Annotated in this window: 5 protein-coding genes and 5 pseudogenes; 3 read left to right on the top strand and 7 right to left on the bottom strand. The window is 60.7% G+C overall.

Annotated features, from left to right (window positions below; genetic code table 11):
- Position 1: 1 nt before the first annotated feature.
- From ACZZZP_RS11440 to pvdM, 6 genes and pseudogenes are all read right to left on the bottom strand, one after another.
- The gene (locus tag ACZZZP_RS11440) at positions 2 to 1,282 is read right to left on the bottom strand and encodes a zinc-dependent alcohol dehydrogenase (protein ID WP_463382791.1); all 1,281 of its coding nucleotides are present in this window, start codon (positions 1,280 to 1,282) and stop codon (positions 2 to 4) included.
- A gap of 168 nt (positions 1,283 to 1,450) precedes the next feature.
- Positions 1,451 to 3,892 (bottom strand): TonB-dependent siderophore receptor, encoded by a 2,442-nt coding sequence (locus ACZZZP_RS11435; RefSeq protein ID WP_463382790.1) that lies wholly within the window; start codon positions 3,890 to 3,892, stop codon positions 1,451 to 1,453.
- Between the two features lie 140 nt (positions 3,893 to 4,032).
- Positions 4,033 to 5,694 carry a cyclic peptide export ABC transporter gene (locus ACZZZP_RS11430; RefSeq protein WP_463382789.1) on the bottom strand — a complete coding sequence of 554 codons (1,662 nt, stop codon included), beginning with the start codon at positions 5,692 to 5,694 and terminating at the stop codon, positions 4,033 to 4,035.
- Positions 5,695 to 5,898: 204 nt separating this feature from the next.
- Positions 5,899 to 6,744: a dihydropyoverdine dehydrogenase gene (gene pvdO, locus ACZZZP_RS11425; protein ID WP_463382788.1), complete on the bottom strand. Its 846-nt coding sequence runs from the start codon at positions 6,742 to 6,744 to the stop codon at positions 5,899 to 5,901.
- A gap of 10 nt (positions 6,745 to 6,754) precedes the next feature.
- A pseudogene (gene pvdN / locus ACZZZP_RS11420) lies at positions 6,755 to 8,042 on the bottom strand (pyoverdine-tailoring periplasmic protein PvdN).
- Between the two features lie 70 nt (positions 8,043 to 8,112).
- Positions 8,113 to 9,437, bottom strand: a pseudogene (gene pvdM, locus ACZZZP_RS11415) (pyoverdine-tailoring dipeptidase-like protein PvdM).
- A 143-nt stretch (positions 9,438 to 9,580) separates the two neighbouring features.
- On the opposite strand from pvdM, the pseudogene pvdP reads away from it, so the two are divergent.
- Positions 9,581 to 11,211, top strand: a pseudogene (gene pvdP, locus ACZZZP_RS11410) (pyoverdine maturation tyrosinase PvdP).
- Between the two features lie 153 nt (positions 11,212 to 11,364).
- On the opposite strand, the pseudogene ACZZZP_RS11405 reads toward pvdP, so the two are convergent.
- Positions 11,365 to 12,131: pseudogene (locus ACZZZP_RS11405) on the bottom strand (cytochrome c).
- Between the two features lie 660 nt (positions 12,132 to 12,791).
- Between ACZZZP_RS11405 and ACZZZP_RS11400 the strand changes: the two are divergent.
- A complete protein-coding gene (locus ACZZZP_RS11400; protein ID WP_122495932.1) occupies positions 12,792 to 13,997 on the top strand; it encodes an acetyl-CoA C-acetyltransferase in 1,206 nt (401 codons plus the stop codon).
- 103 nt (positions 13,998 to 14,100) lie between these two features.
- Positions 14,101 to 16,246, top strand: a pseudogene (locus ACZZZP_RS11395) (3-hydroxyacyl-CoA dehydrogenase NAD-binding domain-containing protein).
- The last annotated feature ends 28 nt before the right edge of the window (positions 16,247 to 16,274 follow it).

Raw genomic sequence — 16,274 nt, 5'->3', positions numbered from 1 at the left:
TTCAGTCCGGGTTATGCAGCGCGTGGGACACGGCTGTGTCGCTGATAGTTTCTTCATCGCCGCTGCGCACGCTGTGCTGCTTTTGCGGGTGCAACTCAACCTTGATCCAGCCGCTGGCGCGGCGATCAAATTGCTTAAAGGCTTCGATGGCATCGCTCATGGGCTTGATCTGAGTGAGGATTGCCGCTGGGTCGATGCGCTTGCTGACCACCAGTTCGATCAGCTTGGGGATGTATTTACGGTGATGGCAGTTGCCCATGTTGATGGTGAGGTTTTTGTTCATCGCCGCGCCAATCGGGAAGCTGTTCATCTGCGGCGGGTAGACGCCCACAATCGACAACGTGCCAGCTTTGGCCAGCGCCGCCACCGCCCATTGCAACACCTGACTGGGCGCATCTCCGGGATGCCAGTTGTCGCCGTCGGGGTGGGTGGTGGGGCTTACCGCGGCCATTTCTTCGCGGAACGCGCCTTCCTGCAACGGCGAGCCGTGGTGGCAGCGCGAGTGCTTGGCGTCGACGCCGACGGCATCGATCACGCGGTCCACACCGATCTCATCGGTAAGGCGAAGCAGGGTGGCGACCGGGTCTTCCTTGTCGAAATTAATGGTTTCGGCGCCTTGCTCACGGGCCATGCGCAGGCGGTCGTCGAGGTGATCGATGGCAAACACCCGAGCGGCGCCCAACAGTTTCGCGCTGGCAATGGCGAACTGGCCGACCGGGCCGCAACCAAACACCGCGACGGTGTCGCCGGGCGTGATTTCGGCCATTTCGGCACCGAAGTAGCCGGTGGGGAAAATGTCGGAAAGCAGAATCGCCTGGTCGTCGCTGACTTCCATGGGCAATTTGATCAAGCCGATATTGGCGTGGGGAATGCGCGCCTTTTCGGCCTGCAAACCGTGGAACGGGCCTGTCGCCTGCGGGCCGCCAAAGAATGCCGTGCCAGCGGTTTTGCCGTTGGGGTTGGCGACGTCGCACTGGGCGTAATAACCGGCGCGGCAGTAAGAACAGTTGCCGCAGGCGATGGTGGAGGGCACCACGACGCGGTCGCCAATCTGCAAATTGCGCACGTCGCTGCCCAGCTCCTCGACGATACCCACCGCTTCGTGGCCAAGAATGGTGCCCTTGACCATACCGCTGAACGTGCCGCGCACGAAGTGCAGGTCGGTGCCGCAAATGGCCGAAGCGGTGATGCGAATGATGGCGTCGGTGGGCGCTTGAAGGGTCGGCTCGGGAACGTCTTCGAGGCGAATATCGCCGACGTCGTGAAACACCACGGCTTTCATGCTGTCTCCTCGCTGAATGGGGGTGGACGGAGCGGTGCCAGCGCGACAGCTGCGGTCGGGCGGCGTCCAGTACTAGTTCCGACTGGACGGCAGGAGCGGGGTTCAGGTTTTTTGGGCGAAAAAAAACCGCTTCAAGCGAAGCGGTTTTTGCTGGGCGGGTACGCGGGGTCAGTATTCCCAGCGCAGCGTGGCGGTAACGCTGCGGGGCTCGCCGTACAAGTCGCTGTACACGCTGGTACTGGCGTAATACTCCTTGTCGAAGACGTTATCGACGTTAAGCGTGCCGGTGAAGTGCTCGTCGAATTTGTAGCGCGCGAGCACGTCGACCAGGGCGTAGCTTTCTTGTTTGGCGGTGACGGGGTTGTCCGGGCCGAATACGCCGATGTTGTCGTAGCTCGTCGCGCTTTCCCAACGTACCCCACCGCCTAATGTCAGACGGTTCAGCTCGCCCTGGAAGTTGTAGGTGGAAAACATCTTCACCGTGTTCTTCGGGAACCCGACGTTCACATCGACACCATCGGGGTAGTAGCTGGTGACGTGGCTGTAGCCGGCCTGCACCTGCCATCCGGGGAGCACTTCGCCCGCCAATTCCACCTCAGCGCCTTTGACCTTGAGGTTGGTCGGGTTGACGTAGCTGTTGCCCAACTGATCGCCGAACTCAGTGGAAGCTGGGTAGTTGGATAGCTTGGTTTCGAACAGCGCAGCGGACAGGTTCAACTTGCCGCCGTAGTACTCGGCTTTACTGCCGATTTCGTAACTGTCGCCTTCAGCCGGATCGACGAACTTGCCCTCAATGGTTTGTGAGGTCTGCGGTTTGAAAATCTTCGTGTAGCTGGCGTACACCGAATAGGTGTCGTTGAGGTCGTACACCACGCCGGCGTAAGGAGTGACCTCGCCGGTTTCCTTGCGCTTGCCGTCATCGGGTGCGTATTCCACACCCGGATCCCAGTCGTATTGAGTGGATTGATCGAGTTTGAAGTAGCTCAAGCGCGAACCCAGGATCACCGACAAATCATCGGTTGGTTTCAAGCGCACTGCGGCGTAGGCGGCGGTGTTGCGTTGTTCATATTTAACCCGGCCTTCGCGCTCGATAGGTGGGCGAGCAATGTTCCCGTGCCAGTTGTAGACGTTGGGAATGGTAGGGTCCCAGGTGATTGTCGGGTCATAAAAGCGCCACAGCGGGTTGGCATCGACGTTGGCCCGGTATTTATTCGCGCTGACGCCAAACATCAACTCATGCTCGCGCCCGAGGAAGGAAAAAGGCCCGGTGGCATAGGCGTCAATGGCGTTTTGTTCGGGCTTGCTCGGCCACTTGGCGAAATACAGGCTCGTACCGGCGCCCGTTTCCTGATCGGGATAACCTTCACTACTAAACCAGCCGTATTCCACATCGTTGTCGTCGCGCGTGTTGGTATAGGCCACTTTCGCCAACCAATCGTTATCGAAACGGTGCTCATAGGTGGTGAAAATCGAGGTGCGTTTGCGGTCGGCATGGCTCCAGTCAGTAGCGGAGTTATAGTCCCGATCGAAGTCGGTCCGGTTGCCGTTGCTAAAGAACGCCGGGAAACCGAAGTAGCCGCAGGCGTTGCAGTTTTTCACCTGGTAGTCGATGCCGAAGCTGACGGTATCGCGCTCGGTCAGGTCCGCTTCGAGAATGCCGTAGGCCACTTGCCGCTCGGTGCTTAGCCGGTCGGTGAACGAGTCGGCGGTTTGGTACGCGGCTACCATGCGGCCGCGCACGTTGCCGGTTTCAGTCAGCGGGCCGGAAACGTCTACTTCCGTGCGGTAGTTGTCCCACGAGCCGGCGCTGCCCTGAATAGATGCCTGGAATTCACGGGTTGGGCGCTTGCGAACCATGTTGATGGTGGCCGACGGATTGCCGGTGCCGCTGAGCAAACCGGTGGAGCCGCGCACGATCTCGACACGGTCGTAGACGGCCAAGTCGTTGTCCTGGCTTTTCATCTCCGGTTGGAACACGGTCGGGATGCCATCAACCTGAAAATTCTCGATCTTCAGCCCGCGGGAAAAAATACCCACTTCGTCGTCCGAGGAGTTGCTCTTCTTTTTAAACAGCACGCCCGGCGCCTCGGAAATAACGTTTTCCAGGCTGATCATGTTCTGGTCACGCATGCGTTGCTGGGTGATCACACTGACCGATTGCGGCGTCTCGCGAATCGACAGCGGCATCTTCGTCGCCGTGCTGGTAGCCGCCGTGGTGTACGAACCGGTGCCCTCAGTCGTTTCGCCCAGGCCATTGGAAACGATGGCGGTGGCGCCCAATTCCATGGCGCTCTGGTCGGCCTTGAGCAGCGTCACGCTGTTGCCGCGAATCTGGTAGCTGATGCCGGTGCCGCGCAGCAACACGTCCAGCGCGATCGCCGGTGCGAAGTTGCCTTTGACCGCCGCGCTCTTGCGATTGCCGACCAGGTCCGGGCTGTAAAGAATCTGCAGATTGCCTTGGCGACCCAGCTCTTGCAGGGCGCTGGAGAGTGACTGTGCTGGAATATCCAGCGCGACGTCCTGGGCCTGCACCATCGCCGCGTACGGGCTGGCGAGGAACAGACCAACGCTGCTGGCCAACAAAGACGGGCGCAAGGTGCGCTGAAGCATCAGCTTCATCCGTGGTGAAAGGTGCTTCGTGGAGGACATCATGATCTTCCGTGCATGTTGTTGAGTTAGGTTCGCATTTATAGGACGAGGCTGGGGGCGGAAACCGGAAAAATAATTTTCCGATTTCTGAACTTTTTTACTCAGGCGGGATGCGCAGCGGCCTGCAGCTGACCGTTTTGCAGGTGCACCACTTGGTCGGCGAGGTCGAAATAGCGGTCGTCGTGGGAGATCACGATGATGGTTTTGCCCAGGCGCTTCAGGTCGGGCAGCAGCTCGGTGTAGAAAATCTTGCGGAAGGCCGGGTCTTGGTCGGCGGCCCATTCATCAAACACCAGCACCGGCCGCCCATCGAGCCAGGCGTTCACCAGTGCCAGGCGCTTGCGCTGGCCGGTGGACAAATCGGTGGTGGTGAACGCCCCGTCGCGCACGCTGACCTTGTGAGCGATTTCCAGGCGCTGCAAGTATTTGCCGGCATCGGCGGGCAGGGCGTGCTCGCCTTGAACCAGGTCGTCGAACAGGTAGTAATCGGCAAAAATCGTGGTGAACAACTGGCGGTAATCGTCTCGTTCTTCAGCCGTTATCGCCTGGCCGTTAAGCAGCACCTCGCCTTGCTGCGGCGCGTACAAGCCGAGCAGCAGCTTGATCAGCGTGGTTTTGCCGCTGCCGTTGTCGCCGACGATAAACAGAATTTCGCCGGGCTCGACCCTGAGGTTGACCGGCCCAAGATGAAACGCCGATGCGCCTTCTACGGCGGGAAAGGCATAGGCCACATTGCGCAATTCGATGCCGCGCAGGGGCGTGGGCGGGGCGGTTTGCGGGTTGTCCAGCAGCAAGTGCGGCTCCGGCGAGGAGAACAACCGCGACAGCTCGGCGATATGGCTGAACGCCACTTGGGCACGGCTAACAATCGGCAAGGTGGCGAGCAGGGTTTCCAGCGGGCCTTTCATATACAGCAGCACCAAGACGAAGCCGCTGATGACCGCGGCATCGTTGTTGAACCACAGGCTTTGCGTGGCAATGGCCAGGGCGATGACCACAAAGAACAGCATGGAACCGAAGGCCTTGGCGGTGACGAAAATGCTGATGGAGCGGATCTGTAAACGACAGATATGTTCAGCCGTTGCCTGCAACTGCTGGGTAAACATGCGCTGGCGGCGCGGCCGGTTGATGCGCAGTTCCTTGGCGCCTTCGGCCACGGCGCGGTAGTGCTTTTGCAGGTCGTCCTCGGCTTCGCGCGCCTGGTGAAAACCCTGCAACCCGAGCGATTGCGCAAAAAACTGCGCGGTGCAGCCGATCACGATGGCCACGGCGGTAATCAGGAACATCGGCCATGACAAATAGGCCAGGTAGCCCAAGCAGCCGAGCGTGACGGTAAAGGCAATGGCCAGCGGCGCGAAGGCAAAGGCGAAGTCGCTGACGGTATCGACGTCGTGGGTCAGCACCGGTATCAGGCGATGGCTGCGGAAGCGCTCAATCTGCTCGATGGGCGCCGACAGCACCTTAGCACCTAGGTCTTTACGCAGGCGGGCGATGATGTGTTGGCCGATGTAATTGGTGCCGATATCCCCCGCAATCGAGCTAGCCAGCGCCACCAGACAAAATCCGGCGAAGGCCATGACCACGCCTGTGCTCATACCGTTTTGCGCGTGCAGGCCATTGTTGATCGTTGCCAGTAATGCCGTGATGCTCAAACCGCCGAGTATGCCCAACACCACGCAGGCCGTGGCCAACGGCCAGAACGGCTTGAGCAGCGTGAGCAGTTCGCGAACGGCGCTGGGGGCAGCTGGGGTGGGGGTGGTCATCGGCTTTTCCTGAAAGGGCGCGGGCGTGATCGCCTGAGGAAAAGACGGGTGAGGGGAGGGGAAATTTAGCGGGGAGGGTCGGCAGATTAGGAGACAGCTTGGCGTTCTTCTTTTTCAGGAATCGCGGCTAAAGCCGCTCCCACAGAAAAAACAGAGCATCTGTGGGAGCGGCTTTAGCCGCGATGCTTTGCTTCTGCTTGGCGCCTACAGCTCGCGCGCGACTCGAAAGCCCAACCAATCGCCACGCACATACGGCTCGCGATAATTCCTGTTTCCCGACCGCGAAAAAATCGGTGCCTCGGTCCAGTCGTTGCCGCGAATCATGTGGTACTCGCAGCTGGCTTCCATCCACGCGCTGCCATCGCTCGGCGCGCCGACGTAGCCGTCGTGCATGCAATCGGCCACCCACTCGTACACGTTGCCGTGCATGTCATACACGCCAAAGGCATTGGCTGGGAAACTGCCGACCGGCGAGGTGTAGCTGAAGCCATCCGCCGGCCCGTAGGTGTTGGCGTGTTTGCTAATGCCATAGTCGGCGCCTTCATCAAAGGGGAACGGAAATGGCCCGGCAGAACCGGCTCGCGCCGCATATTCGCGCTCGGCTTCGCTGAGCATGCGGTAGTGCTTGCCGGTCTTCTTCGACAGCCAGGCGACGTAGGCTTTTACGTCGTCATAGCTCATGCACACCGCTGGCTGCTTGGGTGCCTGCGGGTAGCGCGGTTTGCTGGCGACGCACGCGCGACCAGGGCGCTCGTCGCCATCGGCGATGGTCACTTTTGCTTGTTTGACATAGGCGTCCCACTCGCCCGCCGTTATTTGGAAATGGCTGATGGCGAACGGTTTGGCGAAGGTGACGGGGTGCAGCGGGCCTTCATCGGGCTGGCGGCCCACTTCGTTTTCTGGGGTGCCCATGGTGAACGTGCCGGCAGGCAGTACGACCATCTGCGGGCAGTCTTTGCAGTCGCGAAATACACTGCCCACAGCGTGTGTGTCGGCAGCATTCGCAGGCGGTGCGATCAGCAGCAGCGCGGCAATAAGCAGGGTTTTCATAAACGGTTTCTCACAGCTGTTTGGTTAGCAAATTGATGGCGCGGTCGATGTCCGCTTCGGTGTTGAGCAAACTCGGCGCCATGCGCACCACGGGACCGACGTCGCGGTTAACGGCATCGACAATTACGCCGTTGCGCGTCAGGTAGGCGGCAATGGCGTCTTCATCCACTAAGGGCGTTTTGAAAAAGGTGAAGCCGGAGGAAAACTGCGGGCTTTCAGGTGTGACCAATTGCACGCCCTTGACCGTTTTCAATCGCTGTTTCAGGTAGGTGTTAAGGCCATGAATGCGCGCTTGCACGTCCGCCTTGCCCAATAAAAGGTGCAGCTCGAAGGCTTTGCCCAAGGCCCAGCGGTGTTCAAAACTGTGGTAGCCGCCGGGCGACATCACCGAACCAAAGGTGTCGTCGGCGCGCGAAAAACTGCCAACCGTGGGCGTCATGTTGGCCATGGTCGGCGTGGCCGAGCAGATGATGCCGGTGCCGCGCGGCCCGAACAGCCACTTGTGCGCACCGGCAATCAGGTAGTCGCAATTCAGGTCGGCGAAGGTGACATTTTCGATGCCGAAACCATGAACGCCATCGACACACAGCAGCAGTCGATCCGCTTCGTCACGGCCTTGGTTGTGTTCGCGCACCATCTTGCCAATTTCGCCAATCGGCAACTTCACTCCGCTGCCCGATTGAACCCAGGTAAGCGCCAACACGCGGGTGTTCGGGCGCAGTTCGCTTTTTAAACGCTGCACAATCTGCTCGGTTGAAATGCCCTGCGGCTCGTCGAACAAGCGAATTTCACGCATCTGCGTGTTTTCTCGCTGCTTGCGAAAACGCATGGCGGCGTAGGCTGAGCTGTGTTCGTGTTCGGTGGTCAGCAGTTCCTGGTCCGGGCGAATGTGGATACCGGCATAGATCAGCGCCAGGCCTTCGGTGGTGCTGCCGGTGAGGGGCGATTTGCGCCGGCGTGACGTTGAGGTAATTGGCTGCCCAGTTGCGCGCGTTGTCCTCGTGTTTCCAGATGGCTTCGCTTTCGTAATCCACGGCAGCGGCGGGGTTGCGGTCCAGCTCGGCGCGAAACTGGGCGATGGCATCGCGCACCGGTTTCGGGTGCGAAGTGAGCAGAAACGTCGAGAAGTGCGCAAGGCTGTAATCGAGTGGGAACAGGGCGCGCAGTTGCTGCCATTTCTCGGCGGCATTGCTGCTGAAGGCGAGCGCCGACGAGTCGTCGGCAAAGACCGGGGCGCCCATGGGCAAGGCTGCGGCCAGTAAACCGGCCTGCTTGAGAAACGTGCGGCGATCAGTCATGGAGCTCCCGTTTGGCGGCGTTTTACTGTGGCAGAGGCTTTAGCCTCGATTCCTGGAAACGCGGTGGTAATCAGCGGGTGGCGCTGGCTTGGGTCTGTTCCCAGACGCGCAGAAAATTGCCGCCCCAGAGCTTGGCAATGTCGGCATCGGAGTAGCCGCGATTGAGCAGTTCGGCGGTGACGTTGCGGGTGTCGCCGACATCGTGCCAGCCGTCCAGGCCGCCGCCGTCGTTGAAGTCCGAGGCGATGCCGACGTGGTCGATGCCGATTTTTTTTACCGTGTAGTCGATGGCATCGCCGTACTCTTTCAGGCCCGCCAGCGGCTCCTCTTCGAGGATTTTGTACAGCGCGCCGGCGTACTCGCCAAAGCGCGCCTCGGGCCAGGTGGCGATCACCGGATCGCCGGGCATCAACGCATTGGCGGCGCCGTCCAGAGGCTGTAGGTCGAATTGCGCGCGCAGGGTGTTGAGCTTGTCTACGGTCGGTTGGCTGAGGGGGCGCAGGTAGGCGGGGAACCCGACAATTTGCACCACGCCGCCGCTGTTTTTGATCAGCTGCAATTCGTGGTCGCTGAGGTTGCGTGGAATGTCGACGAAGGCGCGGGGCACGGAGTGCGAAGCCACCAGCGGCGTGCGGCTCAGGCGGGCAACGTCTTCCAGTGCGAGAGTCGACATTTGCGACACGTCGATGATCACGCCCAGCTCGTTCAATCGCGCCACCGCTTGTTCGCCCAGGGCCGACAGGCCTCGAGTGCATCGGCGCGGTCGTTGAAGAACGGCAGCGGCCGCGAAGAGTCTGCCCAGCTGTTATTGCCAACGTAGCTAAAACCGAACATGCGCATGCCGCGCGCGGCCCAGGTGTCGAGCAGGCTGAGGTCGTCACCCAGCGGGTAAGCGTTGAGCATGCTGATAAAGATGGCGAACTTGCCCTCGTTGGCCAGGCGGCGGTAGTCGGCGGGCGTGTAGGCGATGCCGACCTGATTGGGAAAGTCGCGAACCATGCCGGTGATGATGGTGTAGCGCAGCTCTTGCTGATGGCGCGCTTCATCGACAAAAGCCGGGGTAGGGCGGTGCGGCGCGTTCGGGCCGTTCCAGATTTCCGGCCAGCCGAATACGGTAAGTGCCGCGCCGGACAATCGCCCGCGCGCCGCCTTGATCAGGTCGAAGCGGCCTTCGCCGTCTTTATCGGCCTCGTTGCCTTCGGTGCCGAAATCTACCGGCACGGTGATATGGCTATCGAACGACACAATGCGTTCTTGCAGCGCGTTGGCGCGGCGCATGACCTCGGCTGAATACGGCGGTGCGGGACGCACAAAGAAGAACCAGGCCGCCGCGCCAACAACCGCGAGCACCAGTAAAAGCGAGACAACCAGCAAGGTACGACGGGTGTTTTTCATGCTCGAACCAACGGCTAAAGGTGTGCTGTTGGGAGGAACGAGCCAGGCGCCGGAAAATTTAGCGGACGAGGTGCACCGCACCGCTAAATTTCTTGGCGCAGCAGACGTTCTAGCTGGATCAGGTCTGGATTGATGAGTGCGCGATGAGGTTTTCCCGACGAGGGCTTTATGGCTGGGCTGGTGGTCACCGGCGCGGCCATTCCCGCCGTGCTTTACGCGCGCCGCGAGCGTGATTTCGACGACCTCTTGCAGCCGGGGCAGCGCCTGACGCCGGACGAGGCCACAGTGGAATCGGCAGCGCCGCCGCTCGCGCGGTTCGCTGATCAGTTGCGGGGTATCTGGGATATCCGCTTTAGCGGCATGGACCGTCAGATGCTGGGTTTGGCGCAGAGCGTGGAACTGCTGCTGGACGTAGGCCCCAGCGGGCGGGCGGTGCGAGGTTATTTGGGGTTGCCAAGCACCTTGCGTAGCGACAAACCGGCCGAATACCGGGTGCAAGGCGACCTTACCGGGATGCCTGAAGGGCAATTGCGTTGGCGCTTGCTGGGTGATAACGGCGTGCCGCGCTACGAATTCACTGCGCTGTTGGACGAGGTGTGGGGCGGGTGGAGCGATGCCGGTAGTGCCTCGTTGAATGGTTCGATACGCGATTTGCAGCGGCCTTTGGCCTTGCCGGAACAGGCTTGCCAATTCGTCGCCATCAAACGCGCGTTCCCCGAGGCCCGGGAGCGAACGCCGTTGGCGCCTGCGCTACTGGCCTGGTTGGTGTCGCCGCAGCACCGGCTGTTTCATCAGCTGTGGCATGCGAGCCGCGACAAATGGCGACGCCTGGACGACGACAAACGCAAAGCCCTGCGCGGCCTGGGCTGGCAGCCCGGCCCGCGCGACGCCGAGCGTGGCGCGCGGGGCCGACGTAAGCACTTGAACGGCTCGGGCGAGGATTTTCTGTTTATGCACCGCCATATGCTCGGCCGCGCCCGGACATTGCAGTCCGACTTACCGACCTGGCAGGAACTGCCACAGCCGCCGGTATTTATCGAGCGCGACCGCCAGGGTTTTATCCGTTACTACGACAACCACGACGGCAACTCGGTACCGCCAGCCTGGGTAGCCAGTGACGACGAAGAACTCAGTCAGTGGCTCGCCCAGATCAAGGCCCACGACACCCACTACAGCAACTTTCAGGTTTGGGAATCGCAGTACCAGGACCCCCAATACCTCAGTCGCCTGACGCTCGCCCAGTTCGGTTCCGAGGTGGAGTTGAATATTCACGACTGGCTGCATATGCGCTGGGCCACGGTGACCCGAGACCCGTCCAACGGCATGCCCATAACCGGGGATCGCGAGCAATCCGATTACGCCCCGCGTTGGTTTCGTGCCGAGAACGATTTTCTCGGCGACCCGTTTTCCTCCCACATCAACCCGGTGTTTTGGCGCTTTCATGCCTGGCTGGATGCGCGGGTTGAAGACTGGTTCCAGGCGCATGAGCGGCACCATCCGGGCGAGGTGCTGCGTCGCGACGTGAACGGCGTGAACTGGTTTGCCCCGGGGCGCTGGGTCGAGGTGGCCGACCCGTGGCTCGGCCCGCTGACCCACGGCTGCGGGCCGGCTGAGCAGGAGCGCTGCGGCGTTTGCAGGCCAGGCGGCTGAAATGGAGGTCGAGGTGATGAAGCTGGCGCTAAGGATCGCGCTCAGTGGCGAAGACGAGGTGCCGCAGCTGCTCAAACGCAGCCCGAGACGGCCCTGGTATGCACGGAATTTGAAGGTGGTTTAAAGCGTTTCAGCTCGATCAGCTCTCTTCTGTAGGAGCGGCTTTAGCCGCGATGCTCTTGATGTTTTCGTTTGCAGGAATCGCGCTAAAGCCGCTCCCACAGTTTTGGAGCCTCGCCGCACCTCTTCTGTAGGAGCGGCTATAGCCGCGATGCTTTTATATCTTTCGCCCCGCCATATGCCGCAAGTACGCAATTAATTGCTGCAACGCCTGGTCGCTGATGACCTCGGCGCCGAAGCCCGGCATTTTGCCCTGCGGCCAACGCCGCATACTTTGTGGGTCGCGGATGTAGCGGGCGAGAAAGCCGTCGGCGAAATATTCGGTGGGGTTGTGCGGCACGTTCAGGTCCGGGCCGAACTGGGCGTCGCCGGCGCCGTTGAGGCGGTGGCAGGCGAGGCAGTTTTTCTGGAATTGGGCGAACCCGGCTTGCACTTCTGGGCTGGCATCGCTTGCCGGCAAAAGCGCTGGGAAGCGTTCTGCCAGGGCAGGTAAACGGCTGATTTTGGCAATCTGAAACGGCCACTGTTCCGGCCCGATGTGGTCGGTTTCAGGCTGGCTCCACACCAGGTAAAACGGCCCGGCGCTTGGCTTGCCGCTGGCCAGCGGCGGCCAGGGCGTTGCCGGATCCTCGATGGCCAGCCACGCGCGGCTGCCGGTTTTTTGCAGCAGCGGCGCGGCGGCGATTTCGGCGGCAAAACCGTCGAGCGCCACCACTTGCAGGTGGTCGCTGCTTCCCACGCCGGTTAGCAGCGCGGCGAGCGGGACGGCGCGATAGCGCATGGTGCGCTTGTACGCCACGTCGTTTTGAATCTCGATGGCCTGCACCTGCGGATAGCTTGAGCAACGCCTCGGTGCTCAGCGTCTTGGCGCCGGCGGGCAGGGCGAAGGTCAGGGTCAGCCGCCAGCGCGGGCAGGCCGAGCATTAACAACAAGCCAACGAGTATCGCGCGCATGCCACCGCTCCAGTTCCTAAAGCGGCGATTGTAGTGGCTGGATGCGCAACGTGCAGAGCGAGTCAGAAACAACCCGCATGCGCGGCGCAATGGCCGTCAGCTGATTAGCCTCGTTAGATTGGGAAGAATCAGAACGACAGCGGTGGCAAAGAGGATCCATCCGGCTTGGCGGATTTTCGGTTGTTTCAACATGGCGGTCGGCCTTTGTTCTTGTTGGCGTCGCGCGGTCCGAAAAACGCACCCGCTTGCCTTGGCTGAGTTGATAAACCGCTCCGGCAAAACCCGGCAGCGGCGCCCTAGCGCTGTGAACAGTAGCTCTGTAGACAATAGGGGCCGGGTCACATGCGCCTTAGAAGAGTTGGTATTTAGAAGGGTGGGCTTTGCGCCCTGTGGTTATGTACACACCTGATATCAGTGACCGATGCCTGTTCCAGACACATCCCTGAGTGCCTGGCGCACCGTTGAATCAAACAACCGTTCGTCTGAGCAGTGCGGTCAATGGCCCTGAGCATTTCGGTCATTGAGCCTGGGGCCCGTGGCGTTAAGGTGGAGCGGCATACAACAACAGGCTCGTTGCGCCCTGTGCGCGATGCCGATAGCCAGCCCTTCAGCAGAAGGCCAGAGGATGTCATGACCGAAGCATTCATTTTCGACGCGGTGCGCACGCCGCGTGGCAAGGGTAAGAAGGACGGCGCGTTGCACAGCGTCAAACCCGTCAACCTCATCGCCGGGTTGCTCACTGCGCTGCAAACGCGCAACAACCTCGATACCAGTCAGGTGGATGACATCGTGCTGGGCTGCGTAACGCCTGTGGGCGATCAAGGCGCAGACATCGCTAAAACCGCGCCGATGGTGGCCAAGTGGGACGTCAGCGTTTCTGGCGTGCAGATCAACCGGTTCTGCGCTTCGGGTCTGGAAGCGGTAAACCTCGGCGCCATGAAAGTGCGCTCGGGCTTTGAAGACCTGGTCGTAGTCGGCGGCGTTGAATCGATGTCGCGCGTGCCCATGGGCTCGGATGGCGGCGCCTGGGTCATGGACCCGGAAACCAACCTCAGCACCAGCTTCGTACCGCAGGGCATCGGTGCCGATTTGATCGCCACCTTAGAAGGTTTCAGCCGCACGGATGTCGACGCGTTTGCCCTGCGCTCGCAGCAAAAAGCGGCACGCGCCAGCGCTGATGGCTCGTTTAACAAGTCGCTGATTCCGGTCACTGACCAGAACGGCATCGTGCTTTTGGACCACGACGAGTTCATCCGCGGCGATTCCACCCTGGAAGGCCTCGGCGCGCTCAAGCCGAGCTTCGAAATGATGGGCCAGATGGGCTTTGACGCCACGGCCATCCGCCAATACAGCCATGTTGAACGCATCAACCACGTGCACACACCGGGCAATAGCTCGGGCATCGTCGATGGCGCGGCGGTGATGTTGATTGGCTCGCAGGCCAAAGGCAAAGAGCTTGGCCTGAAGCCGCGGGCGCGCATCGTGGCGACCGCCGTCACCAGCACCGATCCGACCATCATGCTCACCGGCCCAGCGCCGGCTACGCGCAAAGTGCTGGCCAAAGCCGGCCTGAGCGTTGATGACATCGACCTGTTTGAAGTCAACGAGGCGTTCGCCTCGGTGGTGATGAAATTCATGAAAGACATGGGCGTCAGCGAAGAGAAGGTCAACGTCAACGGCGGCTCCATCGCCATGGGCCATCCGCTGGGCGCAACCGGCTGCGCGATCCTCGGCACACTGCTGGACGAGCTGGAAAAACGCAATTTGCGTTACGGCCTCGCCACCTTGTGTGTCGGCGGTGGCATGGGCATCGCCACGATCATCGAACGCATCTAAGGAGCTTTCAGACGCTATTGCGCGTTCTCAGCCGGCCTTCGACTTGCCTGCTCAGTTCGCTGCGCCTCTGAACGGCTTCCCCACTCTCGGGGTAGGAAAAGAAATGACTGACGCCATCCGTTATGAAAAAGGCCAGGACAATATCGTCGTTCTGACCATCGATATGCCCGGCCAAAGTGCCAACACCATGAACGCCGATTACCGTGAGGCCATGGCCGCCACCGTGGCCCGACTAGAAGCCGAGAAGGCCGATATCGCCGGGGTGATCGTTACCTCGGCGAAGAAAACCTTCTTCGCGGGCGGCGACCTAAATGAGTTGGTGAAAGTCACCAAGGCCGACGCTGCATCGTTCTACCAGATGATCCTCAACATCAAAGGCCAACTGCGGCGCCTGGAAAACCTGGGCAAACCGGTGGTGGCGGCAATTAACGGCGCCGCGTTGGGCGGCGGTTGGGAAATTTGCCTGGCCTGTCATCACCGCATCGCGCTGGACAGCAGCAGCGTGCAGTTGGGCCTGCCGGAAGTAACGCTCGGCCTATTGCCGGGCGGCGGCGGGGTGGTGCGTATGGTGCGCATCCTCGGGCTGGAGAAAGCGCTGCCGTACTTGGCCGAAGGCAAAAAAGTTCGGCCGGCCGAAGCGCTAAAAGCCGGGTTGATTCACGACCTCGCCAGCGACCGCGACGACATGCTCGCCAAGGCGCGCGCCTGGATCGCCGCCAATCCAAACGCCGTGCAGCCTTGGGATGTGAAAGGCTACAAAATTCCGGGCGGCACGCCGTCGAGCCCCAACGTGGCGCAAATGCTCGCCATCGCGCCCTCGGTGCTGCGCGACAAAACCAAAGGCTGCTTCCCGGCACCGGAAAAAATCATGTGTGCTGCGGTGGAAGGCGCGCAGGTCGATTTCGACACCGCGCAGCTCATTGAAGCGCGCTATTTCACCGAACTGACCACCGGCCAGGTGGCGAAAAACATGATCGGCACGTTCTGGTTTCAGCTCAATGAAATCAACGCCGGTGGCTCGCGGCCCAAGGGTCAACCGGCCTACGTCACGCAAAAAGTCGGTGTGCTGGGCGCGGGCATGATGGGCGCTGGCATCGCCTATGTGTCGGCGGTGGCGGGCATCGAGGTGGTGCTTAAAGATGTATCGCTGGAAGCGGCCCAGAAAGGCAAAAGCTACTCGGCCACCTTGTTGGATAAAAAGGTCGGCCGGGGGCAAATGACCGCAGAAAAACGCGACGCCATTCTGGCTCGCATCACAGCGTCTGCCGACGAAGCGGACTTCAGTGGCTGCGATTTGATCATCGAAGCCGTGTTCGAAGACCGTGACCTGAAAGCCAAAGTGACGGCCGCCGCTGAACGTCATGCCCTGGCGGATGCTGTGATTGCTTCCAACACATCCACCTTGCCGATCACAGGCCTGGCGAAAGCGGTGGAGAAACAGGACAAGTTTATCGGCCTGCATTTCTTCAGCCCGGTGGACAAGATGCCGTTGGTGGAAATCATCAAAGGCGCGCATACCAGCGACGAAACCCTGGCGCGCGGCTTCGACTACGTTATGCAGATCAACAAAACGCCTATCGTGGTTACCGACAGCCGCGGCTTCTTTACCTCGCGGGTGTTTGGCACTTTCACCAATGAAGGCCTCGCCATGCTGGGCGAAGGCGTGAACGCGGCGATGATCGAAACCGAAGCGCGTAAAGCCGGTATGCCGGTCGGTCCGTTGGCCATCAGCGATGAAGTGTCGATGAGCCTGATGAACCATATTCGCCAACAAACCGTTAAGGATCTGGCGACTGAGGGCAAACAGATTCCTGAGCACCCTGCGTTCGCGGTGGTGGACCTGATGCTCAACGAATACAAACGTCCTGGCAAAGCAGCAGGCGGTGGTTTCTACGAATACCCTGCCGGCGGCAAGAAATTTCTCTGGCCGGAACTCAAGGGCCGTTTCGAAAAAGGCAGACGCGCAAATTTCCCAAGAGGATGTTCGCGACCGCATTTTGTTTATTCAGGCCATCGAAACCGTTCGCTGCGTCGAAGAGGGCGTTTTGCTGTCGACGGCGGATGCCAACATCGGCTCCATCTTCGGCATAGGTTTTGCGGCCTGGACCGGCGGTGCCTTGCAGTTCATCAACCAATACGGGCTGCAAGATTTCGTCGCGCGGGCTCAGTACTTGGCTGAACAGTACGGCGACCGCTTCCTGCCGCCTGCGCTGCTACTGGAAAAAGCTGCGAACGGTCAGACGTTCTAACCGCGCCTGCAACAAGCCTCCGCAGACC

This window comes from Pseudomonas sp. AC211, from assembly GCF_979258055.1.
The sequence above is the reverse complement of the archived record's forward strand: the minus strand, read 5'-3'. Positions and strand labels throughout refer to the sequence as shown.

Coding starts and splice junctions, on each gene's coding strand:
- ACZZZP_RS11440 (WP_463382791.1), bottom strand. CDS start 1,282: ATGAAAGCCGTGGTGTTTCACGACGTCGGCGATATTCGCCTCGAAGAC.
- ACZZZP_RS11435 (WP_463382790.1), bottom strand. CDS start 3,892: ATGCTTCAGCGCACCTTGCGCCCGTCTTTGTTGGCCAGCAGCGTTGGT.
- ACZZZP_RS11430 (WP_463382789.1), bottom strand. CDS start 5,694: ATGACCACCCCCACCCCAGCTGCCCCCAGCGCCGTTCGCGAACTGCTC.
- pvdO (WP_463382788.1), bottom strand. CDS start 6,744: ATGAAAACCCTGCTTATTGCCGCGCTGCTGCTGATCGCACCGCCTGCG.
- ACZZZP_RS11400 (WP_122495932.1), top strand. CDS start 12,792: ATGACCGAAGCATTCATTTTCGACGCGGTGCGCACGCCGCGTGGCAAG.